This is a genomic window from Streptomyces sp. NBC_00872 (genome assembly GCF_045161915.1).
Lineage (GTDB): Bacteria > Actinomycetota > Actinomycetes > Streptomycetales > Streptomycetaceae > Streptomyces.
Genome location: NZ_CP108806.1, coordinates 6,469,379 through 6,492,670, shown reverse-complemented (window position 1 = coordinate 6,492,670; position 23,292 = coordinate 6,469,379). Strand labels below are relative to the sequence as shown.

23 protein-coding genes are annotated in these 23,292 nt (G+C 72.0%); 14 read left to right on the top strand and 9 right to left on the bottom strand.

Annotation, left to right across the window (positions count from 1 at the left end; all coding sequences use genetic code 11):
• Positions 1-2: 2 nt before the first annotated feature.
• Positions 3-809 (top strand): site-2 protease family protein, encoded by an 807-nt coding sequence (locus OG214_RS27785; RefSeq protein WP_363083233.1) that lies wholly within the window; start codon positions 3-5, stop codon positions 807-809.
• Here OG214_RS27785 and OG214_RS27780 read toward each other — a convergent pair.
• Positions 799-1,023 carry a hypothetical protein gene (locus OG214_RS27780; RefSeq protein WP_405986286.1) on the bottom strand — a complete coding sequence of 75 codons (225 nt, stop codon included), beginning with the start codon at positions 1,021-1,023 and terminating at the stop codon, positions 799-801. The genes OG214_RS27785 and OG214_RS27780 overlap by 11 nt on opposite strands.
• Before the next feature lie 213 nt (positions 1,024-1,236).
• Positions 1,237-1,983: an NADPH-dependent F420 reductase gene (gene npdG / locus OG214_RS27775; RefSeq protein WP_363080812.1), complete on the bottom strand. Its 747-nt coding sequence runs from the start codon at positions 1,981-1,983 to the stop codon at positions 1,237-1,239.
• Between the two features lie 93 nt (positions 1,984-2,076).
• Between npdG and OG214_RS27770 the strand changes: the two genes are divergently transcribed.
• Positions 2,077-2,688 (top strand): hypothetical protein, encoded by a 612-nt coding sequence (locus OG214_RS27770; RefSeq protein WP_405986285.1) that lies wholly within the window; start codon positions 2,077-2,079, stop codon positions 2,686-2,688.
• Between the two features lie 65 nt (positions 2,689-2,753).
• On the top strand, positions 2,754-4,085 hold the full coding sequence (locus tag OG214_RS27765) for an MFS transporter (protein ID WP_363080814.1): 1,332 nt from the start codon (positions 2,754-2,756) through the stop codon (positions 4,083-4,085).
• Positions 4,086-4,353: 268 nt separating this feature from the next.
• On the opposite strand, the gene OG214_RS27760 is transcribed toward OG214_RS27765, so the two are convergent.
• The gene (locus OG214_RS27760) at positions 4,354-4,581 is read right to left on the bottom strand and encodes a hypothetical protein (protein WP_363080815.1); all 228 of its coding nucleotides are present in this window, start codon (positions 4,579-4,581) and stop codon (positions 4,354-4,356) included.
• 59 nt (positions 4,582-4,640) lie between these two features.
• Between OG214_RS27760 and map the strand changes: the two genes are divergently transcribed.
• The 3 genes from map (at position 4,641) to OG214_RS27745 (ending at position 6,914) form a co-directional block, all read left to right on the top strand.
• Positions 4,641-5,498 carry a type I methionyl aminopeptidase gene (map, locus tag OG214_RS27755; RefSeq protein ID WP_363080816.1) on the top strand — a complete coding sequence of 286 codons (858 nt, stop codon included), beginning with the start codon at positions 4,641-4,643 and terminating at the stop codon, positions 5,496-5,498.
• A gap of 161 nt (positions 5,499-5,659) precedes the next feature.
• The gene (locus OG214_RS27750) at positions 5,660-6,325 is read left to right on the top strand and encodes a heme oxygenase (biliverdin-producing) (protein ID WP_405986284.1); all 666 of its coding nucleotides are present in this window, start codon (positions 5,660-5,662) and stop codon (positions 6,323-6,325) included.
• A gap of 457 nt (positions 6,326-6,782) precedes the next feature.
• Positions 6,783-6,914 carry a hypothetical protein gene (locus tag OG214_RS27745; protein WP_405986283.1) on the top strand — a complete coding sequence of 44 codons (132 nt, stop codon included), beginning with the start codon at positions 6,783-6,785 and terminating at the stop codon, positions 6,912-6,914.
• Between the two features lie 73 nt (positions 6,915-6,987).
• On the opposite strand, the gene OG214_RS27740 is transcribed toward OG214_RS27745, so the two are convergent.
• From OG214_RS27740 to OG214_RS27730, 3 genes are all read right to left on the bottom strand, one after another.
• Entirely contained in the window at positions 6,988-7,641 is a 654-nt protein-coding gene (locus tag OG214_RS27740; protein ID WP_405986282.1) for a PhzF family phenazine biosynthesis protein, read from the bottom strand.
• Positions 7,642-7,793: 152 nt separating this feature from the next.
• Positions 7,794-9,407: an HtaA domain-containing protein gene (locus tag OG214_RS27735; RefSeq protein ID WP_405986281.1), complete on the bottom strand. Its 1,614-nt coding sequence runs from the start codon at positions 9,405-9,407 to the stop codon at positions 7,794-7,796.
• 146 nt (positions 9,408-9,553) lie between these two features.
• The gene (locus tag OG214_RS27730; protein WP_405986280.1) at positions 9,554-11,023 is read right to left on the bottom strand and encodes an HtaA domain-containing protein; all 1,470 of its coding nucleotides are present in this window, start codon (positions 11,021-11,023) and stop codon (positions 9,554-9,556) included.
• Between the two features lie 183 nt (positions 11,024-11,206).
• Here OG214_RS27730 and OG214_RS27725 point away from each other — a divergent pair, with 183 nt between their 5' ends.
• The 7 genes from OG214_RS27725 (at position 11,207) to OG214_RS27695 (ending at position 19,075) form a co-directional block, all read left to right on the top strand.
• On the top strand, positions 11,207-12,298 hold the full coding sequence (locus OG214_RS27725; protein ID WP_405986279.1) for a hemin ABC transporter substrate-binding protein: 1,092 nt from the start codon (positions 11,207-11,209) through the stop codon (positions 12,296-12,298).
• Positions 12,299-12,455: 157 nt separating this feature from the next.
• Positions 12,456-13,514, top strand: a complete 1,059-nt coding sequence (locus OG214_RS27720; RefSeq protein WP_405987636.1) for a FecCD family ABC transporter permease — start codon at positions 12,456-12,458, stop codon at positions 13,512-13,514.
• A gap of 127 nt (positions 13,515-13,641) precedes the next feature.
• Positions 13,642-14,514: a heme ABC transporter ATP-binding protein gene (locus OG214_RS27715; protein ID WP_405986278.1), complete on the top strand. Its 873-nt coding sequence runs from the start codon at positions 13,642-13,644 to the stop codon at positions 14,512-14,514.
• 233 nt (positions 14,515-14,747) lie between these two features.
• Complete coding sequence (gene efeO, locus OG214_RS27710) at positions 14,748-15,890, top strand: iron uptake system protein EfeO (RefSeq protein ID WP_405986277.1); 1,143 nt, start codon at positions 14,748-14,750, stop codon at positions 15,888-15,890.
• A gap of 10 nt (positions 15,891-15,900) precedes the next feature.
• Positions 15,901-17,214, top strand: a complete 1,314-nt coding sequence (gene efeB / locus OG214_RS27705; protein ID WP_405986276.1) for an iron uptake transporter deferrochelatase/peroxidase subunit — start codon at positions 15,901-15,903, stop codon at positions 17,212-17,214.
• Between the two features lie 21 nt (positions 17,215-17,235).
• Positions 17,236-18,210, top strand: coding sequence for an iron uptake transporter permease EfeU (gene efeU / locus OG214_RS27700; RefSeq protein ID WP_405986275.1), 975 nt, complete (start codon positions 17,236-17,238; stop codon positions 18,208-18,210).
• On the top strand, positions 18,131-19,075 hold the full coding sequence (locus OG214_RS27695) for a hypothetical protein (RefSeq protein WP_363080845.1): 945 nt from the start codon (positions 18,131-18,133) through the stop codon (positions 19,073-19,075). The genes efeU and OG214_RS27695 overlap by 80 nt, the downstream gene beginning before the upstream one ends.
• Positions 19,076-19,206: 131 nt before the next feature.
• Here the strand turns inward: OG214_RS27695 and OG214_RS27690 are convergent, their stop codons facing one another.
• A complete protein-coding gene (locus tag OG214_RS27690) occupies positions 19,207-19,959 on the bottom strand; it encodes a bifunctional DNA primase/polymerase (protein WP_363080827.1) in 753 nt (250 codons plus the stop codon).
• Positions 19,960-20,284: 325 nt separating this feature from the next.
• Positions 20,285-20,917, bottom strand: coding sequence for a TetR/AcrR family transcriptional regulator (locus OG214_RS27685; RefSeq protein WP_405986274.1), 633 nt, complete (start codon positions 20,915-20,917; stop codon positions 20,285-20,287).
• Between the two features lie 248 nt (positions 20,918-21,165).
• Between OG214_RS27685 and ddaH the strand changes: the two genes are divergently transcribed.
• On the top strand, positions 21,166-21,981 hold the full coding sequence (ddaH, locus tag OG214_RS27680) for a dimethylargininase (RefSeq protein WP_405986273.1): 816 nt from the start codon (positions 21,166-21,168) through the stop codon (positions 21,979-21,981).
• Here the strand turns inward: ddaH and OG214_RS27675 are convergent.
• Positions 21,970-23,184: a small ribosomal subunit Rsm22 family protein gene (locus OG214_RS27675; protein ID WP_405986272.1), complete on the bottom strand. Its 1,215-nt coding sequence runs from the start codon at positions 23,182-23,184 to the stop codon at positions 21,970-21,972. The genes ddaH and OG214_RS27675 overlap by 12 nt on opposite strands.
• Positions 23,185-23,292 lie beyond the last annotated feature (108 nt).

Below are 23,292 nucleotides of genomic sequence, written 5' to 3'. Positions count from 1 at the left end.
CCATGACCACCGCCACCTCACGCCCCAGCGACCGGCGCATCTCCCCGGTGTTCCTGGGCATCGCCGCCGTCACGGCCGTCGCGGGCTGGGCCGTCTGGACGGACTTCGCGGCGGACGTCCGGATCGCCGTCTTCCTGTTCGTCACGGGCGCCTGGGTCGTCTCGCTCTGTATGCACGAGTACGCGCACGCCCGCACCGCGCTCCACGGCGGGGACATCTCCATCGGCGCGAAAGGGTATTTGACGCTCAACCCCCTCAAATACACCCACGGCATGCTGAGCATCGTCCTGCCGGTGATCTTCGTGATCATGGGCGGCATCGGTCTGCCGGGCGGCGCGGTCTTCATCGAGCGGAACCGTATCCAGGGCCGCTGGAAGCACAGTCTGATCTCCGCGGCGGGCCCGCTCACGAACGTGCTGTTCGCGATCGTCTGCACCGCCCCGTTCTGGCTCGGCGCCCTCTCCGGAGTGCCGGCCGGCTTCCGCTACGCGCTCGGCTTCCTCGCACTGCTCCAGGTCACCGCGGCGATCCTGAACTCCCTGCCGGTGCCGGGGCTGGACGGCTACGGCGTGATAGAGCCCTGGCTGTCGTACCGGATCCGCCGCCAGATCGAGCCGTACGCCCAGTTCGGGCTGCTCGCCGTCTTCGTGATCATCCTGATCCCCAGCGTGAACGCGGTCTTCTTCGACGCGATCGACGCGGTCCTGCGCGGCCTCGGGGTGACCGAGCTGGACACGTACTGCGGCCGGAACCTCTTCACCTTCTGGGAGTCCCGGAACGAGTTCGTCTGCGGCCCGGTCAGCCCGTGACACCCCGGGGGGCCTCCGCGGCCGGCGTCGGGGCCGCGGTGGCCGCCGCCCGCTCGAACCTCGCCCTGCGCAGGTAGTACCAGCCCATGTTGGACGAGAGTCCGGCGAGCAGCACCCAGACGATGCCGAGCCAGTTCCCCTGGACGAACGAGACCACCGCCGCGACGACGGCCAGGACGCAGACGGCGAGGGCGTAGAGAGCGAGGCGGGGCATGGGGGTCGGCTCCTGTCCTGGGACTTTTCCGGGGCTTCCGGGGCTTCCGGGCTTTCCCGAGGCTTGAGGGGTTTTCGCGTGGCTTCTCGGGGTGCCGCGGTACGCGCTCCCCAGTGTCCCCCATGCCCAGGAGCGCCGGACGTCCGGCCGGACATCCGGTGGCCGGCCGGTGGCCGGCCGGTGAGCGTCCGTCGGCCGACCGGTCGGCGAGCGTCAGACGTCCGTCACACGCAGCCCGGCGTGCGCCTTGTAACGGCGGTTGACCGAGATCAGATTGGCCACCAGGGACTCCACCTGGTGGGCGTTGCGCAGCCGGCCCGCGAAGACCCCGCGCATACCCGGGATACGGCCCGCCAGCGCCTGCACGATGTCCGTGTCCGCGCGCGCCTCGCCCAGCACCATCACATCGGTGTCGATCCGCTCGACGTCCGGGTCCTGGAGCAGCACGGCGGAGAGATGGTGGAACGCCGCGGTCACCCGGGAATCCGGCAGCAGGGCGGCGGCCTGCTCGGCCGCGCTGCCCTCCTCGGGGGTGAGGGCGTACGCGCCCTTCTTGTCGAAACCGAGCGGATTGACGCAGTCCACGACGAGCTTGCCCGCCAGCTCGTCCTTGAGGGCCTCCAGCGTCTTCGCGTGCCCGTCCCACGGCACGGCGACGATCACCACATCGCTGCGCCGCGCGCACTCGGCGTTGTCGGCTCCCTCGACCCCCTCGGCACCGATGGCGACGAGTCCGGCCGCCGCCGTCTCCGCGCGCTCGGCCACCCGGGATCCGATGATCACCTTCTGTCCGGCCCGCGCGAGCCGGTAGGCGAGGCCGCGCCCCTGGTCCCCGGTGCCGCCGAGCACTCCGACGACGAGCCCGGCGACGTCCGGAAGGTCCCAGGGGTCCTTGGCGGGCGCGGGCGCGGGGGCGGAGGGCTTGGGGGCGGTGGTGTTGCCGCTGTCCGTTGAAGTCATGACGCCGACCCTACTGGGCGGTAGAAGCGCACGTTCGGGTGAGCCGCCGGCTATCGGCCGCGCCGCCCGCCGGACTGCGGCAGGATGCGGTCCATGGACGCCGTACGCGTGGCACTGCTGCGTGAGGTCCTCGCGGGCACGGAGTGGCCGGCCGCGGCCCGCCGGTTCGCGGGGGCCCTGCGCTCCTCCGTCGTACCCCAGGGCGGTGGGCTGCTGCTGGTGGGGACCGAGGAGTACGAGCCGTGGCATCTCGCGGCGCATCTCGTGGACGAGGCGGCGTGGTCCGGCCAGCCGGAGCTGAATCCCACGCTGGTACGGCACCGGGTACGGCCGGAGGATCCCGCGCATCTCGCCGTCGGGCTGGGGCGGCTCGAAGCGGCGGGCCGGGGGCAGACACTGCTCGTCGTGGCACCGCGCCGCCCGGACGACGCACTGCTGGAGCGGGTGCACGACGCGCGGCGGGCCGGGGCGACGGTGCTGTCGCTGGACGGCGGGGACGCGGAGGTGCGGGGGCTGGCGCACGACGCGCTGACGGTGGGCGGACCGGACGCGGCGCAGGGTGTGGATCTCGACACGGTGCAGCATCTGGTGAGCGCGGCGGCCGGGGAGAACAGCCTGCCGACGGCGCGCGGCCGGCGCCGGTTCCGGGACCGGCTGTCCTGGCTGGCGGACCAGTTGACGGCGCCGCCGCCGGCGCGGTGGTGAGCGCTGTCACACCTTGGTGAAATCCGGTTGCAACCCCCGCCCACCAGCACGCACCATGACCGCTCGTGACCAAGAAGCCCGGTGCCATCGCGGCGATCCTGCCGGATCTCTCCCCTCTGCGCTCCTCCCGCGATTTCCGGCTGCTCTGGGTGCAGGGGCTGGTGACGACGGTCGGCAGCTTCATGGCGATGATCGCGCTGCCGCTCCAGATCAAGGATCTGACCGGATCGCCCCTCGCCGTCGGCGCCATGGGTCTGGTCGAGCTGGTCCCGCTGATCGTCTTCGGGCTGTACGGGGGCGCCCTCGCCGACGCCGTCGACCGGCGCAAGGTCATCCTGCTCACCGAGGCGGGGCTCGGACTGCTGGCCGCTGTTCTGCTGATGAACGCGCTGCTGCCGGAGCCGATGCTCTGGCCCCTGTACGTCGTCGCCGGCGGGGTGTCCGCGCTGGCCGGGCTCCAGCGTCCGGCGCTGGACTCGCTGATGGCCAGGATCGTGCCGCACGACCAGCTCACCGCCGCCGCGGCGCTCAACGCCGTGCGCTGGCAGGCCGGCTCGATCGCGGGGCCGTCGCTGGCGGGTGTGGTCGTCGCGTACGCGGGTCACGCGACGGCGTACGGACTCACGATCCTGACGTTCGCCGCCTCCGTACTGCTCTGTACGCGGCTGTCGGCGGCGCCCGCCGCACATGACGCGGAGAAGCCGTCCCTGCGGGGCATAGCGGAGGGCGCGCGGTACGCGTGGAGCAGACCGGTGCTCCTGGGGACGTACGCGATCGATCTCGCCGCGATGTTCTTCGCCTTCCCGAACACGATCTTCCCGTTCCTCGCGGACGAGCTGGACGCGGAGTGGGCGCTGGGACTGATGTACGCGGCGGGGTCGGTCGGTTCGGCGGTGCTCGCCCTGACCAGCGGCTGGACCTCACGGGTACGGCGGCACGGGCTCTTCGTGGTGTTCGGCGCGGCGGGGTGGGGGCTGGCGATCACGGCGGCGGGGTGGTTCGCGAACATCTGGCTGGTGCTGGTGTGCCTGGCGTTCGCGGGCGCGGGCGACATGCTCAGCGGGCTGGGCCGTTCGACCATCTGGAACCAGACCATCCCGGAGGAACTGCGCGGCCGGCTCGCGGGGATCGAGGTGCTCTCGTACAGCGTGGGCCCCCAACTGGGCCAGGTGCGCGCGGGCGCGATGGCGGGCTGGACGGGCACGCGTCCCGCGATCTGGGGCGGCGGTCTGGCGTGTGTGGCCTCGGTGGGTCTGCTGGCGGCCGTCCTGCCGAAGCTGGTGACGTACGACGCGGCCACGGACGAGGACGCGCGACGCCGCCGCGCGGCGAAGGAGTCCACGGGGGAAGCGCCGCGGGAAGAGCCACGGGAAGTGACACCGGCCGCGACGCCGTGACGCGCGGGCCCCGGACCCTGGGCCCCGGACCGGCGCCGGACCGACCGGCCGAACTGGCGAGACCAGGCACCTCGGACCAGGCACCCGGACCAACCGCACCGGCCGCCCGGACCAGTAAGGGCGCCGATGCCCCGACCGGGCGGCCGGGCGGTCACCCGGCGGACGGGCGCCGGGCCACCGGACTGCCGGACCACCGGGCCGCCGGACCGCCAGGCGGCCGGGGCACTGGGTGGCCGGACCGCCAGGCCGCCGGGGCGGTTCTCCGCCGTCAGTCCTCCGCCGGGCTGTCCGGCTTGTCGTGCCACTTCGGGTCGGTCTCCCACTCCAGATTCCGCTCCCGCGCGGTGTCCATCGCGTGCGCCGCCTCCTCCGGGGTCGCGTACGGGCCGAAGCGGTCCGCCGCGCGGCACTCCGGGCCCTCCTCGACCTTCTGATGGCGCAGGCAGTAGTACCACTCGCCGGGTTTGCCGACCGTACGCTTCTTGAACAGGGCCATCGTCGGCTCCTTCCTCTGAACGCCATGGTGCCCCGGACACGCTGGTTAGACTCGCTGGCATGTCTGGCCAGTCACTGCTCATCCCCGGGGAGATCTCCCCCCTCCGTTCCGTACCCGGAAAGATCCGGCGCCCCGAGTACGTGGGAAAGCCCGCGCCCGCCCCGTACACCGGGCCCGAGGCGCAGACCGACGAGACGGTCGAGCTGATGCGGATCGCGGGGCGGATCGCCGCGCAGGCGATGGAGGAAGCCGCCAAGCACATCTCGCCCGGTGTCACCACGGACGAGCTGGACCGGGTCGCACACGAGTTCATGTGCGACCACGGGGCCTATCCGTCCACGCTCGGCTACCGGGGCTTCCCCAAGTCGCTCTGCACCTCGGTCAATGAGGTGATCTGCCACGGGATCCCCGACTCCACGGTGCTCCGTGACGGGGACATCGTGAATCTGGACGTCACGGCGTACATCAACGGCGTCCACGGCGACAACAACGCCACCTATCTCTGCGGCGATGTCGACGAGGAGTCGAGGCTGCTGGTGGAGCGGACCCGTGAGTCGCTGAACCGCGCCATCAAGGCCGTACGGCCGGGACGGCAGATCAATGTGATCGGGCGGGTGATCGAGTCGTACGCCAAGCGGTTCGGCTACGGCGTCGTCAAGGACTTCACCGGCCACGGGATCAGCTCGTCCTTCCACTCCGGGCTGATCGTCCCGCACTACGACAGTCCGCACGCCACCACCGTCATGCGGCCGGGCATGACCTTCACCATCGAGCCGATGCTGACGCTCGGCACCTACGAGCACGACATGTGGGACGACGGCTGGACCGTGGTCACCAAGGACAGGAAGCGGACGGCGCAGTTCGAACACACGCTGGTGGTGACGGACACGGGAGCGGAGATCCTCACTCTTCCGTGAGGTTGCCGTACCGCTGAGGCGGGGTAGCGTTTTTACCGACAGGACGTCGGGAACCAGTTGACTTAGGTAAGCCTAAGTAAGAGTATCGCTTCTGGCGGCAGTGCGTGCCGCCACGAGCGCATTCGCCCGTTCCCGTCCCCTTTGGTCTCCGGAGGTCCGTCTTGGACGCAATCGCCAGCGCCACGCCCTTCTCCACACTCATCCGTGTCGCCTCGCACGAACAGCACACCGAGGCGGAGACCTCGACCTTCATGAGCGATCTGCTGGGCGGCCGGCTCGGTGTGGACGCCTATACGCGCTACACGGAGCAGCTCTGGTTCGTGTACCGGGCGCTGGAGGACGCCGTGGACGCGCTGAGATCGGACCCGGTCGCCGGGCCCTTCATCCGGCCGGAGCTGGCCCGTACGCCCGAGCTGGAGCGCGATCTCGCGCATCTGCGCGGCCCCCGGTGGCGCGAGGGCCTCGAACCGCTGCCCGCCACCGCCGCGTATGCCGCGCGGATCGAGGAGTGCGCGCGCGTCTGGCCCGGCGGATATGTGGCCCACCACTACACCCGCTATCTCGGCGATCTCTCCGGGGGCCAGATCATCCGCGACAAGGCGGAGAAGACCTGGGGCTTCTCCCGCAAGGGCGACGGCGTCCGGTTCTACGTCTTCGAGGAGATCCCCAACCCGGCGGCGTTCAAGCGGGGTTACCGCGAGCTGCTGGACCGGGTGGCGGCGGACGATCTGGAGAAGCAGCGGATCGTCGACGAGTGCAAGCGCGCGTTCGACTTCAACGGCGCGGTCTTCCGCGAGCTGGGGACGCACTTCCCGCTGAGCGCGTAGGACTCCCGGGCGCATAGCGCCCCGGCTCGGGCGCGGTACGCGGGACCCGGGGTCGAAGTCCTCGGACGCGTAGCCCCAGACCGCGGAGGTCTCGACCAGCCGGGCCCACAGGTCGTCGGACTCCGTGGTCCGCCCGTCCCGTCCGTCCGGTCCGTCTGGTCCAACGGCAGTCCCCTGGGCGGCGGTTGACCCGGTGTTCCGGGCGGGCTGCGCCCGGTCGACCAGGATCTGCCAGTACTTCTCGTCCGGCTCCCTCTCCCCGGCCCAGTCGCACCACAGGCGCACCAGCGCCCAGACCTTGTCCGGGTCTCGGGGAACCCGCGCCTTCGTCGGATCCTCGGGCAGCCAGAGGCTGATGCGCCCGCTGTGCCCGCACTTCCTGACGGGTGGTCAGCCATCGCTGGATTCTTCGACCAGTGCCCCGGCGCCGGGCCGCGCGGAAGACCTGGGGGTTCCCATGGCGAAGAGCAAGCGCGACACGATGAGGAAGCTCGGACGGGCTGCCATGTTCAGCGCGGTACGCGGACTGGCCTCGGCGGCCGGAGCCGCGGTCCTGGCGGGGATCATCTGGTGGATCCGGAGCCGCTGAGCGGGCGCGCCCCGGTGGACGGCCTCGGTGGGCCCCGGGTCCCGGCGGTCCCCGGCTCTCGGTGGGCCCCGGGTCAGTGGGCCGTCAGGAGCCTTACCCGGCCGCCGATCTCGATCGTGCCGTCGGGGCCCGGGGCCGTGATCAGCTGGGAGCCGCGGCCCTGGGTGATGTTCAGGGCGCGGCCCAGTTGGGCCGTGAGCAGCAGGGCCGCCGCGCCGGTCGCCTCGTCCTCCGGGATGCCGTCGTCCCGGCGGGGGAAGGCGCGGGCCCTGACACGGCCCGCCGCCTCGTCCTCCCAGGCCCAGGCGTAGAGCCAGCCCTCGCCGGGCGGCGGTGCGGGCAGGGCGTCGACCTCGGCGGCGGTGGCGTACTGGCGGAGCGTGCGCGGCGGGGCCCACTCGGGGCGGGCCGTGATCCAGGTGAACTCGCCGTCCTGACGTACCCACACCTCACCGGCGGGCGGGTTCACGGTCTCCAGATCGAGCAGCCAGGCCGCGCCGACGAGCGGATGTCCGGCGAACGGGAGGCGCAGGCCCGGGGTGTAGATGTCGACCACACCGCGCTCGGGATCGTCGACGAACACGGTCTCGCTGTAGCCGAGCCGCGCGGCGAGCGCCTGCCGCGCCGCCCGGTCGGGGTGGTGCCGCCCTTCCCGGACGACGCCGAGCGTATTGCCGTGTCGGCCGTCGGCACCGCAGAAGACGCTGAGTACGTCGATGTCAGTCACCCGCGCATTCAAGCATCACCGGCGGAGCGGGCGGACCGAGGTCCGGAGCCGTGAACCGCGGTCCGGGGCCCGTGGACCAGGATGTCCGGCGACGGAAGCAGGTCCGTGCCGCTCCCCTCCTCGGCGGTACGGACCTGATCCCGTTACGCGGTCTACGCGGTCTCCTCCTCCAGCGCCGTACCGCGGCGCCTGGCCACGAAGACCGCCGCCGCGCCCGCCGCGGCGATCGCGCCCGCCGTACCGAGCAGCGCGCCCGTCGGGATGTCCGAGCCGGTGGAGGCGAGGGAGCCGGAGCCGCCGACCGTACCGCCGCCCACCGTTCCCGAGCCGCCGACGGTGCCGGAGCCGGTGCCGGTGCCCGAGCCGCCTGTGCCACCGGAGGTGCCACCCGTACCGCCCGTGCTGCCGCCCGTACCACCCGTACCGCCCGGCAGGTTCGCGTCGTCGTCCAGTGACACGGCGAGCGTCAGCCGGTCGAGGTCCGTGCCCGCCGGGTACATCCCGCCGAAGGCCTTCGTACCGTCGGCCGTGAGGGTCGCGGGAACCGCGCTCAGGGTCACGACACCGTCCTCGGCGGCCAGTTCACCGCCCGGGAGGTCCAGCGTGGCGAAGGTCAGGTCCTCGTAGGCGGCGACCTCGTGCGTCTCGCGGTCCTTGGTGGCCACATCGGCGACGAGCGTGCCCTCGCCGTCCGCCACCTCGACGCGCAGACCGCTGAGTTCGAGGTCCAGGACATACTCCCCGGCCTCCTCGTGCCCGAGGAAACGGACCGTACCGCCGAAGGACGCGGAGAGCGTCTGCCCGTCGGCGTCGAAGGAACCGGTGCCCTCGGGGAAGCGGTAGGCCGCCCCGGACCGCGTGGCCCCGTCGCCGAGTTCGACCTTGCCCTTGGCGATCGGGCCCGTGACGTACGAGCGGAAGGACTCCTTGACGCCCCAGTCGAGATTGCCGTCGACGATCGTGCCGTCCTCGGCCGCCGGAGGTGTCTCGGAGGCCGGGCCGGTCGGGGTCGGCGTCGGGGTCGGCTCGCCGGTGGGCGGCTCGGTGGGCGGGGTGGTGCTGGGAGTGGGGGCCGGGGTGGACGGGGGCGGGCTCACGGGCGGGGTCGGGGTACCGCCCGTGGAGTACGCGACGGCGAGCGTCGCCTTGTCCAGCTCCGTGCCCTCCGCGTACATCCCGTTGAAGGCCTTCGCGCCGTCGGCGGTCAGCTTGGCCGGGATGTCCCTGAAGACCATCGAGCCGTTCGCGGTCTCCGGGCGGATGCCCGCCAGATCGATCGAGGCGAGCTCGATGTCGTCCTGTGCGGCGCCGTTGAGGGTGACGTCCGCCTCGATCGCCCCGGCCGTGCCCTCCGTGACCAGCTTGACGTCGGCGATCTTGATGTCGAAGCCGTGGGCCGTGGAGGAGAACCGGACGCCGCCGGCGAAGTCCGTGGTCACGTTGTGCGTCGCGGGGTCGTACGTACCCGTCCCGTCGGAGAACGTGAAGGGCCCGTTGCCCGCGGCCTGGGTGGCGCCGTCGGTGGCCGAGATGGTGCCGCCCGCGATACCCGTCACATATCTGCGGAACGACTCCTTCAGCCCCCATTCCAGGGTGCCGTCCTTCAGATCCAGCTTCGGGGCCGCGCCCGGGGCGGCGGGCGCGGCGTAGGGCACGGCGGCGGGGGCGCCCGCCGCGAGCGCCGGGATCGCGAAGGCGGAGGCGCCGAGTGCTGCCGCCGTCGCTATGGCGGCGGCGAGTGTTCTGGGGCGGCGTATGGCTGCCATGGTGGATGGTCTCCTCGATGGTGTGGTGCGGTGGAGTGGCGCGTGACGCGTGGTGCGTCGCGTGGTGCCTTCTGCGTTGTGCGATGTGCGCTGCGCTGCGCTGCGCTGCGTTGTGTTGTGTGGTGCGTTGCGTTGTGTGGGGGAGGTCAGCGCTCGTCGGACGTGGCGGCGCCTCCGCGCCTGCGGACCAGGACGACGCCGAGTACCGCGAGTCCCGCCACGACGAGTGCTCCCGCGCCGAGCGCCGTGTACGTCCCGGCCCCGGTGGACGACGAGGACGCGGCGGACGACGTGGCTTCGGCGGCGGGGCCGGTGGGGTCCGGGGCCGCGGTGTCCGGCGCCGTCGGCTCCGCCGCCGCCGAGGCGCCGCTGCCCAGATCCGGCAGGGCGGGCAAGCGCGCCTTCCCGTCGACGGCGACGGCCAGCGAGACGGGATCCATCGCCGTGCCCGCCTTGTAGAGGGAGCCGAAGGTCTCGGCGCCCGGTGCCGTCAGCGTGGCGGGCACCTCGGTGAGCGAGGCGAGGCCCTTCTTCGGGGTGAAGTCCTCGGCCTCGAAGGTGACCAGGGGCACCGCTTGCCGGGGCGGGCCGCCCTCGGCCGCGTCGGTGACATCGGCGAGGAGCGTGCCCTTGCCGTCCTTCACCCTGACGGCGATCCCGGTCAGGGTGAGATCGAGTCCGGTGCCGGTGAAGCGGACGGTGCCCGCGAAGTCCGCGTCGAGCGTCCCCTTCCCCGCGTCGTACGAGCCCGTGCCGCGCGGGAAGCGGAAGAGCGCGCCGCCGTCCTGGGCGCCGTCGCTCAGGGTCCATGTGCCCTTCGCGATGGGGCCGGTGACGTACTCGCGGTACGTACGGCGTACGCCCCAGTCGACGGCCGCCGTGCTGAACCGTCCCGAGGCCCGCCCCTCCTCGGGCTTCTTCTCCGGCTTCTTCTCCGTCGGCCCGGTCGTCGGCGCGGTCGTGGGCCCGCCCGTGGACGGACCGGCCGGCTTCCCGGCCGCGACATCCACGGAGAGACTGACCGGGTCGAGGGGGGTCCCCGCCGTGTAGTAGCCCGCGAAGGCGGTGGCGCCCTGTGAGGTGAGGGTCGCCGGGACGTTGTCGAGGGCGACCGGGCTGCCGCCGCCCACCATGCTGATCCCGGAGAGATCGAGCGAGGCGAGCGGGACCTGAGCCGCCCTGGTGAGCTTGCCGGACCCCTTCGCCTTGCTGGTCATATCGGCGTAGACCGTGCCTCCGCCGCCCGAGATCCGCACGGTGGGCCGGCTGATCGTGAGATCGAGTTCATATGTCCCGTCGGTCTTCTGATGGCCGGTGAACCGGACCCCGCCGGAGAAGCCGGCCCGGAACGCCCCGGTGGCCGGGTCGTACGAGCCGGTGGCCGAGTGGAAGCGGAACCGGCTGCCCACAGTGGCCGCGCCCCCGGTCAGCGCCCAGCCGCCGCGCGCGATCGGCCCGGTGACATAGCTCAGGAACGAGGACTTGATGCCCCAGTCGAGTCTGCCGCCCTGGACCGTACGGCTCGCCGCCTGTGCGCCGACGGCCGGAAGCAGGGTCACCGGCAGCGCCAGAAGAAGCGCGACGCCGAAAGCGCGCACCGGTCTGAAGGACAGCATCGAGTGACTCCCACAGGTGAACGGACGAACGAGTGAACGAACCTGGCAGGTGAACGGACCCGGATACAGATACCCCCGGGTCTGGCAAGCGAGGTAAGGCTAACCTAAGCTACACCGACACGGACGGGAACCCTTCCGCCGATGGGAACCACGGCAAAACATCACAGACCCCGAAGTCACGGCATGACAAACAGAACGAACAGGACGGTGCACTCCGTGCGCAGATCACGCCTGGCGAGTGCGCTCCTCCCCGCGCTCGCCCTCGCCCTGACCGCGACCGTCACCGGCTGCGGTGGCGGCGGTGGCGGAGGAGGTGACGGAGCAGGTGACGGGCGCCTCGGCGGTACGGGAACGTCCGGCGGCGGACAGAGCGCCGCGACGGCCACGGCCGACCGGGTCGAACCCCTCCCGGGCATACCGAAGCCGCGGCTGCCGGTCACGGTGGACTCGGCGGACGGCCATGAGGTGACGGTCGCCTCGGCCGACCGGATCGTGCCGCTGACCGGTTCGCTGAGCGAGATCGTCTTCACGCTCGGCCTCGGGGAACGGGTGGTGGCCCGCGACATCACCGCCACCTTCGAACAGGCCGCGGATCTGCCCCTGGTGACCCGGGCGCACGATGTCTCGGCCGAGGGTGTGCTGTCGCTCAAGCCGACCCTGGTCATCGCCGACACCACCACCGGCCCCGCCGAGGCCATCGGCCAGATACGGGACGCGGGCATCCCGCTCGTGGTCGTCGCACCGGCGAAGAGCCTCGCCGACGTCGACGCCCGGATCGACGCGGTGGCCGGCGCGCTGGGGGTGGAGGCGGCCGGCGCCCGGCTGAAGGAACGTACGGACGCGCGGATCGCCGCCGTACAGAAGGACATTCCGGCGCGCGAGGGCCGGCGGAAGCCGCGGGTCGCGTTCCTCTATCTGCGTGGCTCGGCCTCCGTCTATCTGCTCGGCGGCGCCGACTCGGGGGCGAGTTCCCTGCTGGAGGCGGCCGGCGCGGTCGACGCGGGCAAGGAGTCGGGACTGCGGAAGGACTTCACCGCGATCACGAGCGAGGCACTGGCGAAGGCCGCGCCCGACGCGATCCTGGTGATGACCAAGGGGCTCGAATCCGTCGGCGGGCCGGACGGGCTGGTGAAGATCCCGGGGGTCGCGGAGACGCCTGCCGGGATGGACCGCAGGGTGGTCTCGGTCGATGACGGGGTGCTGCTGAACTACGGTCCGCGCACCGACGAGGTGCTGAAGTCGATCGTCGAGCAGCTTTACGCGAACGGGAAGTGACGTGACGACGACACCCGCCGCGCGCAGACGTCCGTCGCCCCCGGACGGCGGGAGCGGACCTCCCGGCGAACGCGACGAGGACAGCGCGCGCGGCGGGGACGGCGTGCGCGGGCGGGACACCGTGCCCGACGAGGACAGCGCGCGCGGGCGGGACGGCGTGCGCGGGCGGGACGGCGGGAAGCGGCTCCCCCGCAGCACCACCACCCTGCTGAGCGCCGGGCTGCTCGCGGCGCTGGTCCTGCTCTGTCTGCTCTCCGCGGGGATCGGCGCGTACGACATCCCCCTCGGCGATGTCCTCTCCTCCGTCCAGCACCGGGCGGGGCTAGGCGGCGCCGCGCTCGACCGCGTGGGCGAGAGCGTCCTGTGGAACGTCCGGCTGCCCCGCGTCGTGCTCGCGCTGCTCGTCGGCGCCTCGCTCGGCTGCGCGGGCGCGCTGACGCAGGGTGTGTTCGGCAATCCCCTCGCCGAACCGGGGGTCATCGGGATCTCGTCGGGCGCGGCGGTCGGCGCGGTGGCCTCGATCGCGCTGGGGCTGAGCTTCTTCGGCAACTGGACGGTGACGGTCTGCGCGTTCGTCTCCGGACTGGCGACCGTACTGCTGGTGTACGCGCTGTCCCGCTCGGGCGGCCGTACGGAGGTGGTCACGCTGATCCTCACCGGTATCGCGGTCAACGCGTTCGCCGGGGCGCTGATCGGGCTCTTCATCTTCTTCGCGGACAACGCGCAGATCACCCAGATCACCTTCTGGCAGCTCGGTTCGCTGGCGCAGGCGACCTGGCCGAAGGTGCTCGCCGTACTGCCGTGCGCGCTGGCCGGTCTCGCCGTGGCGCCCTTCTACGCGCGGAAGCTGGACCTTCTCGCGCTCGGCGAGCGGCCCGCCCGCCATCTCGGGGTGGATGTCGAGCGGCTCCGTGTCGTGCTGGTGCTGGTCGTGGCGCTGCTCACGGCGGCGGCGGTCGCGGTGGCGGGGATCATCACGTTCGTGGGTCTGCTCGTACCGCATCTGCTGCGTATGGCGAACGGCCCCGGACACCGCTTCCTGGTCCCGGGCAGCGCGCTCGGCGGCGCGCTGGTCCTGGTCGCGGGCGATCTCGCGGCCCGTACGGTCGCCGCCCCGGCGGAACTCCCCCTGGGCGTCCTGACCGCGCTCTTCGGCAGCCCCTTCTTCTTCTGGCTGCTACGCAGAACACGGCGCAGGCAAGGAGGCTGGGCATGAGAGCCACCCTCGCGCGACACATCCACGCCCACCACGACGTACCCCCCTGCCGGGGGTCCGGGGGTCGCCCCCCGGGCAAACACAGTTGGCTGCTACGCAGAACACGACGCAGGCAGGGAGGCTGGGCATGAGCCGGCCCCGCAGGAAGCTCAGGCGTCTCTTCGCCGCACGCGGGCCCGCCCTGCCCTCGCCCGCCGCGGCCGGCGCGGTCCTCGCCGAGGCGCGCGGGCTCCATGTCCGGCTCGGGCGGCGCGAGGTGCTGGCCGGTGTCGGGCTCGTCGCGCGCGCCGGTGAGGTGCTCGCGCTCGTGGGGCCCAACGGGGCCGGGAAGTCCACCCTGCTCGCCGCGCTCGCCGCCGATCTGCGGCCCGGCCTGGGCGAGGTACGGATCGACGGGCGCCCCGCGCACGAGTGGTCCGCGCCCGAACTCGCCCTACGCCGCGCCGTACTGCTCCAGGCCGCCGCGCTCGCCTTCCCCTTCCCGGTCGAGGAGGTCGTACGGATGGGCCGGGCGCCCTGGGCCGGGACGCCGTCGGAGGACGAGGACGGGGCCGCCGTCGCGGAGGCGATGGCGGCCACCGAGGTCACCGCCTTCACCGGGCGCCCCTTCGCCGCGCTCTCGGGCGGGGAACGGGCCCGTGTCGCGCTCGCCCGCGTCCTCGCCCAGCGCGCCCCGCTGCTGCTGCTCGACGAGCCGACCGCCGCACTCGATCTGCGCCACCAGGAACTGGTCCTGCGGATCTGCCGGGAGCGCGCGGCGGCCGGTGACGCCGTCGTGGTCGTGCTGCACGATCTGGGGCTCGCGGCGGCCCACGCGGACCGGGCCGCCGTACTGCACGACGGAAAGGTCGCGGCCGAGGGACCGCCCGCCGAGGTGTTCGGCGACGAATTGCTGAGCCATGTCTACCGGCAGCCCGTCGAGGTGTTCCCGCACCCGCGCACGGGCGTTCCGCTGGTCGTCCCGAAGCGGGCCGGAACAGCTTTCATGACCGGGACTTGACCCTCCCATGGGGTGGCCAAAAGATCCCTGTGACCTCCCCGTTTCCCGAGGGCGACCCGTCAGGGGATTGAGACCTGGATCACTGGACGAATGGACATGACCAAGGTAAGCCTCAGTTAAGTTAGGGCGGCCTCACCCTCGTACTCAGCACCTCGTACCCCAGCACCCCGCACTCCAGCACCCCGCACTCCAGCCGTCCTCCCCCTCTCGTCCCAGCCATCGTGGAGCCCCGCATGCGACCTGTCCGTCTCTCCGTTGCCACCGCAGTCACCGCGGTGGCGGCCCTGACCGCCGTCACGGGCTGCGCCGAGAAGAGCGACGCCAAGGCCGGCGGCGACGGCGCCGTCCAGGTCATCGCGAAGGACGACGCCTGCGAGATCTCCAGGAACGAGTTCCCCGCGGGCCATGTGGAGCTGGCCGTCGAGAACAAGGGCTCCAAGGTCACCGAGGTCTATGTCCTCTTCCCGGACGACCGCATCGTCACCGAGCGCGAGAACATCGGCCCCGGCACCAAGGCGAAGGTCACCGCCGAGGTGAAGGCCGGTTCGTACGAGATCGTCTGCAAGCCCGGGATGAAGGGCGACGGCATCCGCCAGAAGGTGACCGTCACGGGCGGTACGGTCGCCAAGCGCAGCCCGGAGATGGACGCGGCGGTCGCCGGTTACCGCAAGTACGTCCAGGCGCAGGCCGATGAGACGCTGCCGAAGGTCAAGACCTTCACCGACGCCGTGCGCGCCGGTGATCTGGAGGCCGCGAAGGCCGCGTACGCCCCCTCGCGGATCGGCTGGGAGCGCACCGAGCCGGTCGCCGAGTCCTTCGGTGACATCGACCCGAAGGTCGACGTACGCGCCGACGGTCTGGAGCCCGGCCAGGAGTGGACCGGCTGGCACCGGCTGGAGAAGGCGCTCTGGGCGGACAAGAAGCTCGGCCCTGAGGCCACGGCGCTCGCCGACACGCTCGACAAGGACCTGACCGACTGGCAGAAGCGCGTCGGCAAGGCGGAGATCACCCCGACCTCCATGGCGAACGGCGCCAAGGAACTGCTCGACGAGGTCGCCTCGGGCAAGGTCACCGGCGAGGAGGAGCGCTACAGCCACACCGACCTGGTCGACTTCAAGGCCAATGTCGAGGGCGCGCAGCAGTCGTACGAACTGCTCAAGCCGGTCGCCTCGAAGAACGACCCGGCGCTGGTGACGGAGCTGGACAAGCAGTTCGCCGCGCTGAGCGCACTGCTCGACAAGTACCGGGACGCCCCGGACTCCTACGACTTCACCTCCTACGAGAAGGTCGGCAAGGCCCAGCGCAAGGAACTGTCGGACGGTGTCAACGCGCTGGCCGAGCCGCTCTCCAAGCTCGCCGCCGCCGTCGTCAAGTAGGGACTCCGGCATGTCGGACACCGAGCACAACGAAGAAGCCGGACACAACGAAGAAGACGAGACGACCGAGCGGAGCGAGCAGACCGGGAGGCCCGGGAAGCGGCCGTCCCGCCGTTCGCTGCTCGGCTGGGGCGGTGCCGGGCTCGCGCTCGGGGCCGCCGCGGCCGGTGGCACCGTGGCGGCCGTCCGCGACGGCGGTTCCACCGCTCCCGCGGCCGGCTCCGGTGCGGCGGTGCCCTTCCACGGTACGCACCAGGCCGGTATCGCCACCGCCGTCCAGGACCGGCTGCACTTCGCCGCGTTCGATGTGACGACCGAGGACCGCGCGGAGCTGGCCCGGCTGCTCAAGGACTGGACCCGGGCCGCCGAGCGGATGACGGCGGGGCACGCCGTGGGCGACGGCGCGTACGGCGGGCCGGCCGAGGCGCCGCCCGACGACACGGGTGAGGCGCTCGGTCTCAAGCCGTCCCGGCTCACCCTGACCATCGGCTTCGGCCCCTCGCTCTTCGCCGACGACCGGTTCGGTCTCGCGGAGCGGCGCCCGGCCGCGCTGGTCGAGCTGCCGAAGTTCCCCGGCGACAATCTCGATCCGGCGCGCGGCGGCGGCGATCTCTGTGTCCAGGCGTGCGCGGACGATCCCCAGGTCGCCGTGCACGCCATCCGCAATCTGGCCAGGATCGGCTTCGGGAAGGCCGCGGTGCGCTGGTCGCAGCTCGGCTTCGGCAAGACGTCGTCGACCACTCCGGGCGCCCAGACCCCGCGCAATCTCTTCGGCTTCAAGGACGGCACCAGCAATATCGACGGCACCGACCGGGCCGCGCTGGCCGAGCATGTCTGGGTGCCGGAGAAGACCGGTCCGGCGTGGATGGCGGGCGGTTCCTATCTGGTCGCCCGCCGGATCTCGATGCGCATCGAGTCCTGGGACCGTACGTCGCTCCAGGAGCAGGAGGACGTCTTCGGCCGGGACAAGGGCGAGGGCGCGGCGGTCGGCAGGGCGCGCGAGCACGACAAGCCCGATCTGCGGGCGATGCTGCCCACGTCGCATGTACGGCTGGCACACCCGGACTCCCACCACGGGGTGCGGATGCTGCGGCGCGGCTACTCCTTCACGGACGGCACGGACGGTCTGGGCCGGCTCGACGCGGGGCTGTTCTTCCTGGCCTACCAGCGTGACGTACGGGACGCGTTCATCCCCGTACAGCGCTCCCTGGCGCGCTCCGACGCGCTCAACGAGTACATCCAGCACGTGGGTTCAGCGGTCTTCGCGATCCCGCCGGGCGTCCGGGACAAGGACGACTGGTGGGGCCGGGCCCTGATCTCCTGAGCCACGGAAGGGAGTTCCGACGTGTTCGGAAACTATCTGATCGGTCTGCGCGAGGGCCTTGAGGCCAGTCTCGTCGTCTGCATCCTCGTCGCGTATCTGGTGAAGACGGAGCGGCGCGACGCGCTGCGTCCCATCTGGATCGGTATCGGCGTCGCGGTGGCCCTCGCGCTGGCCTTCGGCTTCGGGCTCGAATTCGGCTCGCAGGAGCTGACGTTCGAGGCGCAGGAGGCGCTCGGCGGCTCACTGTCGATCCTCGCCGTGGTGCTGGTGACCTGGATGGTCTTCTGGATGCGCCGTACGGCCCGGCATCTGCGGTCGGAGCTGCACGACCGGCTGGACGCGGCACTCGCGATGGGCACGGGCGCGCTGGTGGCCACGGCCTTTCTGGCGGTGGGCCGCGAGGGCCTGGAGACGGCCCTGTTCGTCTGGGCCTCGGTCCGTGCCTCCTCGGACGGCACCCACGCGCCGCTGATCGGTGTGCTGCTCGGTATCGCCAGCGCGGTGGTGCTCGGCTGGCTCTTCTACCGGGGCGCGCTCAGGATCAATCTGGCCAAGTTCTTCACCTGGACCGGCGGGATGCTGGTGATCGTCGCCGCGGGTGTGCTCGCGTACGGCGTCCACGATCTCCAGGAGGCGCGCTTCCTGGGCGGTCTGCCGGACAAGGCCTTCGACATCAGCACGACGATCCCGCCGGACAGCTGGTACGGCACCCTGCTGAAGGGCGTGTTCAACTTCCAGCCGGACCCGACGGTGCTTCAGGTCATTGTCTGGTGTCTGTATCTGATCCCGACGCTCGCCCTGTTCCTGGCCCCGGTAGGGTTCGGACGGTCAGTGAGGTCTCAGGAGCAGAAGCAGAAGGCGACCGATGAGCAGGCTGGGAAGGCCGATTCGGGCAGCGGCGGGGCTCGCGACGGTGATGGTGCTGTCGCTGACGGCGAGCGGGTGCGTGACGGTGCACGGGGAGCTGGCGGTCGTACCGTCGGCGGAGCGGAGTGAGGCCGCGCGGGCGCTCGATGACTTCACCGAGGCGTACAACAAGGCGGACGAGGCCTACGATCCGGCGCTCGACGCGGCGTATGTGACCGGTGCGCTCGGCATGATCAACCAGGCCGGTCTCAAGGCCCGGAGCATCAACAGCCCGGACGGCAACCCCGGCCATCAGCCGCTGGAGCTGACCGACGCGAAGTTCACGATCCCCAAGAAGGCCGGCTGGCCGCGCTGGTTCGTCGCGGACACCAGGAGCAACCGCGACGCGGCCGGCGGCCCGTCCTTCCGGTGGCTGGTGGTCTTTCTGCGCGGCGGCCCGGAGAAGCGCTGGGAAGCCGCCTATCTGACGATCCTCTCCCCCGACCAGGTCCCCGAGTTCAGGACGGACAAGGACGGCTGGGGCGAGGCGGTGGAGCCGGACACCACATCGGTGTCGGTGGCGCCCGCCGATCTGAGCGAGGAGTACTCCTCGTATCTGTCGAGCGGCAAGCCCGAGCACTTCGCGGCCGGCCAGCACACCGACGGATGGCGCAAGGAGCGCGCGGACAAGGCCCGGCTGCCCGGTCTCACCACGCAGTACGTGGACCAGCCGGTCACCGAGGGGGACTTCGCGCCGCTCGGGCTGCGTACGGAGGACGGCGGCGCGCTGGTGTTCTTCGCCACGCGCTTCTTCGAGCGCCAGACGGCCGCGAAGGAGGTCCGGCTCCAGGTGAACGAGGATGTGCGGGCGCTGCTGACCGGTGAGGTGAAGAACACGATCACCAAGGAGTGGCTGTCCAGCCAGACGGTGCTGGTGCCGGGGAGCGACGCCGCCGCCCCGGAGGTGGTGGTGGCGGGACGCCTCCAGGGGGTCACCGCGGCGAAGGGGTCGTAGCTCCCCGGGCCCGTGGCTCCTGCCCGCTCCCGTCCCCCGGTCAGGGCCCGTGGCGGCGGGCTCGGCGTACGGCGAGGAGTCTCAGCGGCCGAGGAGTCTCAGCGGCCCAGCGGTCTCAGCGGCCGTGGGGCTCAGCGGCCCAGCGGCCAGGCCACCGCGTGGTGGTCCAGTTCCGTGTTCTCGCCCGCGTACCGCGCGCACGCGTCGGTGAGGGTCTCCAGCAGGGTCAGCGGGTCGGGCAGCGGATGCTCCGGGCCGCGCAGCCACCGTACGTTCAGCTCGCCGGGGAGCCGGGCCGGGGGTACGAGCACATAACTGCCCCGGCAGTGCCAGCGCAGACCGGGGTGCTCGTCCATCGTCTCGGGGTGGCAGTCCAGTTCACAGGGCCACCACTCGTCCTCGTCCTCGGGGGTGCCCCGGGTGGCGGTGAAGAAGAGCATCCGGTCCTCGCCGGAGTCCGCCACGGGACCGACCTCGATGGAGAGCTCCAGCAGCCGTTCCAGTGCGCGGCTGCCTGCTTCCAGCGGTACGTCCAGCACATCGTGGACCGTGCCGGTCGCGGTGATGAAGTTGGCCTCGGGCTGATTGCGCGCCCAGCGCTCGATCTGTGCCCGGTCGGTCGTGGACTGGGTCTGCCAGGCGAAGGAGAGAGGGTGTCTGGCCGGGGTCGGACAGCCGATCCGCTCGCAGGAACATCGGAAACCGAGGGGATGGGCGGCCGGTGCGATGGGCATACCGGTCTCCGCGACGGCGAGCAGCAGCGCCTCCCGGCCGGCCGTGTCACCGGCGAGCGCGGAGTCGTCGGCGCTCTTCCTGGGACGCCTGCGCAGCCACTGGGGAATCCTGCTCTCCGTGCCGCGGTAGCGGCCGAAATCGTCGCCCATCTATCCCCTCACACCTCGTGCTCGCCCCTGCGGACATATCCATGGTCCCACCATCCTGCTCCTCGGGTGGACGTGCTTCCCCACCGGGGTATGTGTGCGGGGACCGCGGCACGGGGCTCATCGCCGTGTATGTGCGGGTATGGGACGGCGGATCGGCGGGGCGGAGCCGGTGGAATACGGACCGCCCGCCCCGTATGCCTCCACGCGCCCCCGCCGCGCCCCCTACCCGGCGGCGCCCGGCGGCGCGTGGAGGACGGGACTCAGGACTGTGGGGGCCTCAGGGCCGTGGCGCCTCAGGGCTGCGGGCCTTCAGGGCTGCGGGGCCTCAGGGCCGTGGGGCGAGACCGTACAGCGCGTACTCGACCACCGCGTCCGCGTACTCGTGCGTCAGCGGGAGCGTACGGAGCAGCCAGCGGTGCGCGAGGGGCCCGACCAGCAGTTCCAGCGCGACATCGAGGTCGATCTCGCGCCGTACGGCCCCCGCCTCCTTGGCGGCGCCCAGCCGCCGCGCGTAGAGCCGGAGCGACGGTTCGAGCAGCTTCCGGGTGAACTCCGCGCCCAGTTCCGCGTCGGCGATCCCCTCGGCGGCGAGCGCCCGGGAAGGCGCCTCGTACACGGGGTCGTTCATCTCGTCGACCGTGGCCCGCAGGACCGTCTTGAGATCGGCCTCCAGATCGCCGGTGTCGGGGATCTCGTACGCCGCCTCCCCGCCGCCCGCCGCTCGCGCGGCCCGGTCCCCGAGATCGAGGAAGGCCTCCAGGAGCACGGCACCCTTGGAGGGCCACCAGCGGTAGATCGTCTGCTTGCCGACCCCGGCGCGGGCCGCGATGCCCTCGATGGTCGTACGCCCGTAACCGACCTCGCCCACCAGCGTGAGTGCCGCGTCGTAGATCGCCCGGCGCGACCGCTCGCTGCGCCGCGCGGAGTCGGGCCCGGTGGTCCCCCTGGTCTCGGCCATGGCGTCAATCTACCAACGGTGAATCGAGACGTTTCGTCTCTGATCACCCAGCGGACCCAAGACGCCTCACGGACACGAACCACTCGAACGGATCACAGCGCGCGAGCCCTTCGAAGCGGAATATGACTTTTACACGCATACGTCGTGCGCGTACTTCGTGCGCATACGCCGTGCGCGTACACCGTGCACGGACGTCACGCACTGACGTCGTGCACACCGCCGCTCTCATCACCCGTGAGGAGCTCCCGTTGCCTCGTGACGCCTCGCCCCGCCGCTATCTCATGTGCCCGCCGCACTACTTCAGGGTGACGTACTCGATCAATCCCTGGATGGATCCGGCCAAGCCCGTCGATCTGCCGGTGGCCCTCGCCCAGTGGGAGGACCTCCGGGACCGCTATCTCGCGCTCGGACACACGGTCGCGCTGCTCGATCCGCTGCCCGGTCTGCCCGACATGGTCTTCACCGCGAACGGCGCCACGGTCATCGACGGCCGGGTGCTCGGGGCGCGCTTCGCCCATCAGGAGCGGCACCGTGAGGCCGAGGCGCATCTGGAGTGGTTCCGCGCCCACGGTTTCATCGACATCCACGAGCCCGCGCACATCAACGAGGGCGAGGGCGACTTCGCCGTCACGGCCTCCTGGCTGCTGGCCGGGCGCGGCTTCCGCTCCAGCCCGCTCTCCCACGACGAGGCACAGGAGTTCTTCGGCCGCCCGGTGATCGGTCTGGATCTGGTGGATCCGCGCTACTACCACCTGGACACGGCGCTCTGTGTGCTGGACGACGGAACCGACGAGATCATGTACTACCCCGGCGCCTTCTCCCCCGGCAGCAGAGCCGTGCTCGCCCGGCTCTTCCCCGACGCGCTCATCGCCGACGGCACGGACGCGGGGGCGTTCGGTCTGAACGCGGTGAGCGACGGCCGGCACGTACTGCTGCCGCAGGCGGCGGCCGGGCTCTTCGAGCCGCTGCGCGAGCGGGGGTTCGAGCCGATCGGACTGGACCTCGGGGAGCTGCTCAAGGGCGGCGGCAGTGTGAAGTGCTGCACCCAGGAGCTACGCCTCTGAACCGGCGGCCGGGTCGGTGGACGGGCCGCCGGACGGACCGGTGGCCGGGTCGGCGACCGGGCCGGTGGTGTGGGGCGGCGGCCAGGTGTCGCCCCACTCCGTGTCCCGCGCCGCCCGGTAGAGCGGGCCGTGCCGCTTGGTGACCGTCTCCCGTCGCAGTCCGTCGTCCTCGGTGCACAGGTCGAGCAGCACCTGTCCCTTGCGGATCTGCGGCTTGCGTACGACGCGGGCACGGCCGGCGCGGGCACGGTCGGCACGGGCCGCGTCGTCGGTGCGCCCCGGGAGCGGCGGCGTCCCGAAGCGCACCGCCGCCACATAGCTGAACTTCTCGTCCTCGTACGGCAGCGAGCCGCCCTTCACCTGCCGGTGCAGCGAGGACCGGCTGACCCGGGCCGCGAAGTGGCACCAGTCCGTGCCCCGTTCGATCGGGCAGGCGCCACCGTGCGGGCAGGGCGCGGCGATCCGCAGTCCGGCCGCGATCAGCCGGTCCCGGGCCTCGATGATCCGCAGATAGCCGTCGGGCGTCCCGGGCTCCACGATCACCACGGCCTGGGCGGCCCGCGCCGTCTCCTCGACGAGCACCGCCCGGTCCCGCTCGGTGAGTTCCTTCAGTACGTACGAGACCGTCACCAGATCGCTCTCCGGCAGCTTCAGCGCCGTACCGATCCTCGTGCGCCGCCAGTCGGCGGCGCGTACCGCGCGGGCACCGGAGGCGGCGGCCAGTTCACGGCCGAGCGCGAGGGCGGGCTCGGCCCAGTCCAGGACGGTGGTGGTACGGCCGCCCTCCCGCCCGCTTCCCGCGCCGGCCGCGCCCGTCTCTCCCGGACCGTCCGCATCTCCCGGGCCGTCCGCACGGGCCGCCTCCGTCCGGACCTCTTCCGGCCAGACCGCCTCCGCCGCCCAGACCGCCGCGCCGGTGCCGCCGCCCACATCGACATGGCTGCCGGGTACCCAGGCGGGCACGGTGTCCGCGAGCGCCTCCAGCGCCGCCCGTACGGCCTCGAACGTCGCCGGCATCCGGTACGCGGCGTACGCGGCCACATCGGACCGGTCACGCAGCACGGGCGCGTCCGTCGGCGTCGCGCCCCGGTAGTTGGCGATCAGCCGCTCGACGGCCTGAGCGGCCTGTCGGGGCGGCAGTCCGTCGAGCAGCCCGGCGAGCGCGGCACGCAGGGCCTCGGCGGTGGGAAGGGTGGCGTTCACCGCCGAATTCTAGGCATGGGACCGGGGGCGCCGGGCCGGGGCGGCGTGACGGGTGACCGTACGGGGGCCGGCCGGTGCCCGTACGCGCGGTGACCCGTGACCGCGACG

Coding starts and splice junctions, on each gene's coding strand:
- OG214_RS27785 (WP_363083233.1), top strand. CDS start 3: ATGACCACCGCCACCTCACGCCCCAGCGACCGGCGCATCTCCCCGGTG.
- OG214_RS27780 (WP_405986286.1), bottom strand. CDS start 1,023: ATGCCCCGCCTCGCTCTCTACGCCCTCGCCGTCTGCGTCCTGGCCGTC.
- npdG (WP_363080812.1), bottom strand. CDS start 1,983: ATGACTTCAACGGACAGCGGCAACACCACCGCCCCCAAGCCCTCCGCC.
- OG214_RS27770 (WP_405986285.1), top strand. CDS start 2,077: ATGGACGCCGTACGCGTGGCACTGCTGCGTGAGGTCCTCGCGGGCACG.
- OG214_RS27760 (WP_363080815.1), bottom strand. CDS start 4,581: ATGGCCCTGTTCAAGAAGCGTACGGTCGGCAAACCCGGCGAGTGGTAC.
- map (WP_363080816.1), top strand. CDS start 4,641: ATGTCTGGCCAGTCACTGCTCATCCCCGGGGAGATCTCCCCCCTCCGT.
- OG214_RS27745 (WP_405986283.1), top strand. CDS start 6,783: ATGGCGAAGAGCAAGCGCGACACGATGAGGAAGCTCGGACGGGCTGCC.
- OG214_RS27735 (WP_405986281.1), bottom strand. CDS start 9,407: ATGGCAGCCATACGCCGCCCCAGAACACTCGCCGCCGCCATAGCGACG.
- OG214_RS27730 (WP_405986280.1), bottom strand. CDS start 11,023: ATGCTGTCCTTCAGACCGGTGCGCGCTTTCGGCGTCGCGCTTCTTCTG.
- OG214_RS27725 (WP_405986279.1), top strand. CDS start 11,207: ATGACAAACAGAACGAACAGGACGGTGCACTCCGTGCGCAGATCACGC.
- OG214_RS27715 (WP_405986278.1), top strand. CDS start 13,642: ATGAGCCGGCCCCGCAGGAAGCTCAGGCGTCTCTTCGCCGCACGCGGG.
- efeO (WP_405986277.1), top strand. CDS start 14,748: ATGCGACCTGTCCGTCTCTCCGTTGCCACCGCAGTCACCGCGGTGGCG.
- efeB (WP_405986276.1), top strand. CDS start 15,901: ATGTCGGACACCGAGCACAACGAAGAAGCCGGACACAACGAAGAAGAC.
- OG214_RS27695 (WP_363080845.1), top strand. CDS start 18,131: ATGGTGCTGTCGCTGACGGCGAGCGGGTGCGTGACGGTGCACGGGGAG.
- OG214_RS27690 (WP_363080827.1), bottom strand. CDS start 19,959: ATGGGCGACGATTTCGGCCGCTACCGCGGCACGGAGAGCAGGATTCCC.
- OG214_RS27685 (WP_405986274.1), bottom strand. CDS start 20,917: ATGGCCGAGACCAGGGGGACCACCGGGCCCGACTCCGCGCGGCGCAGC.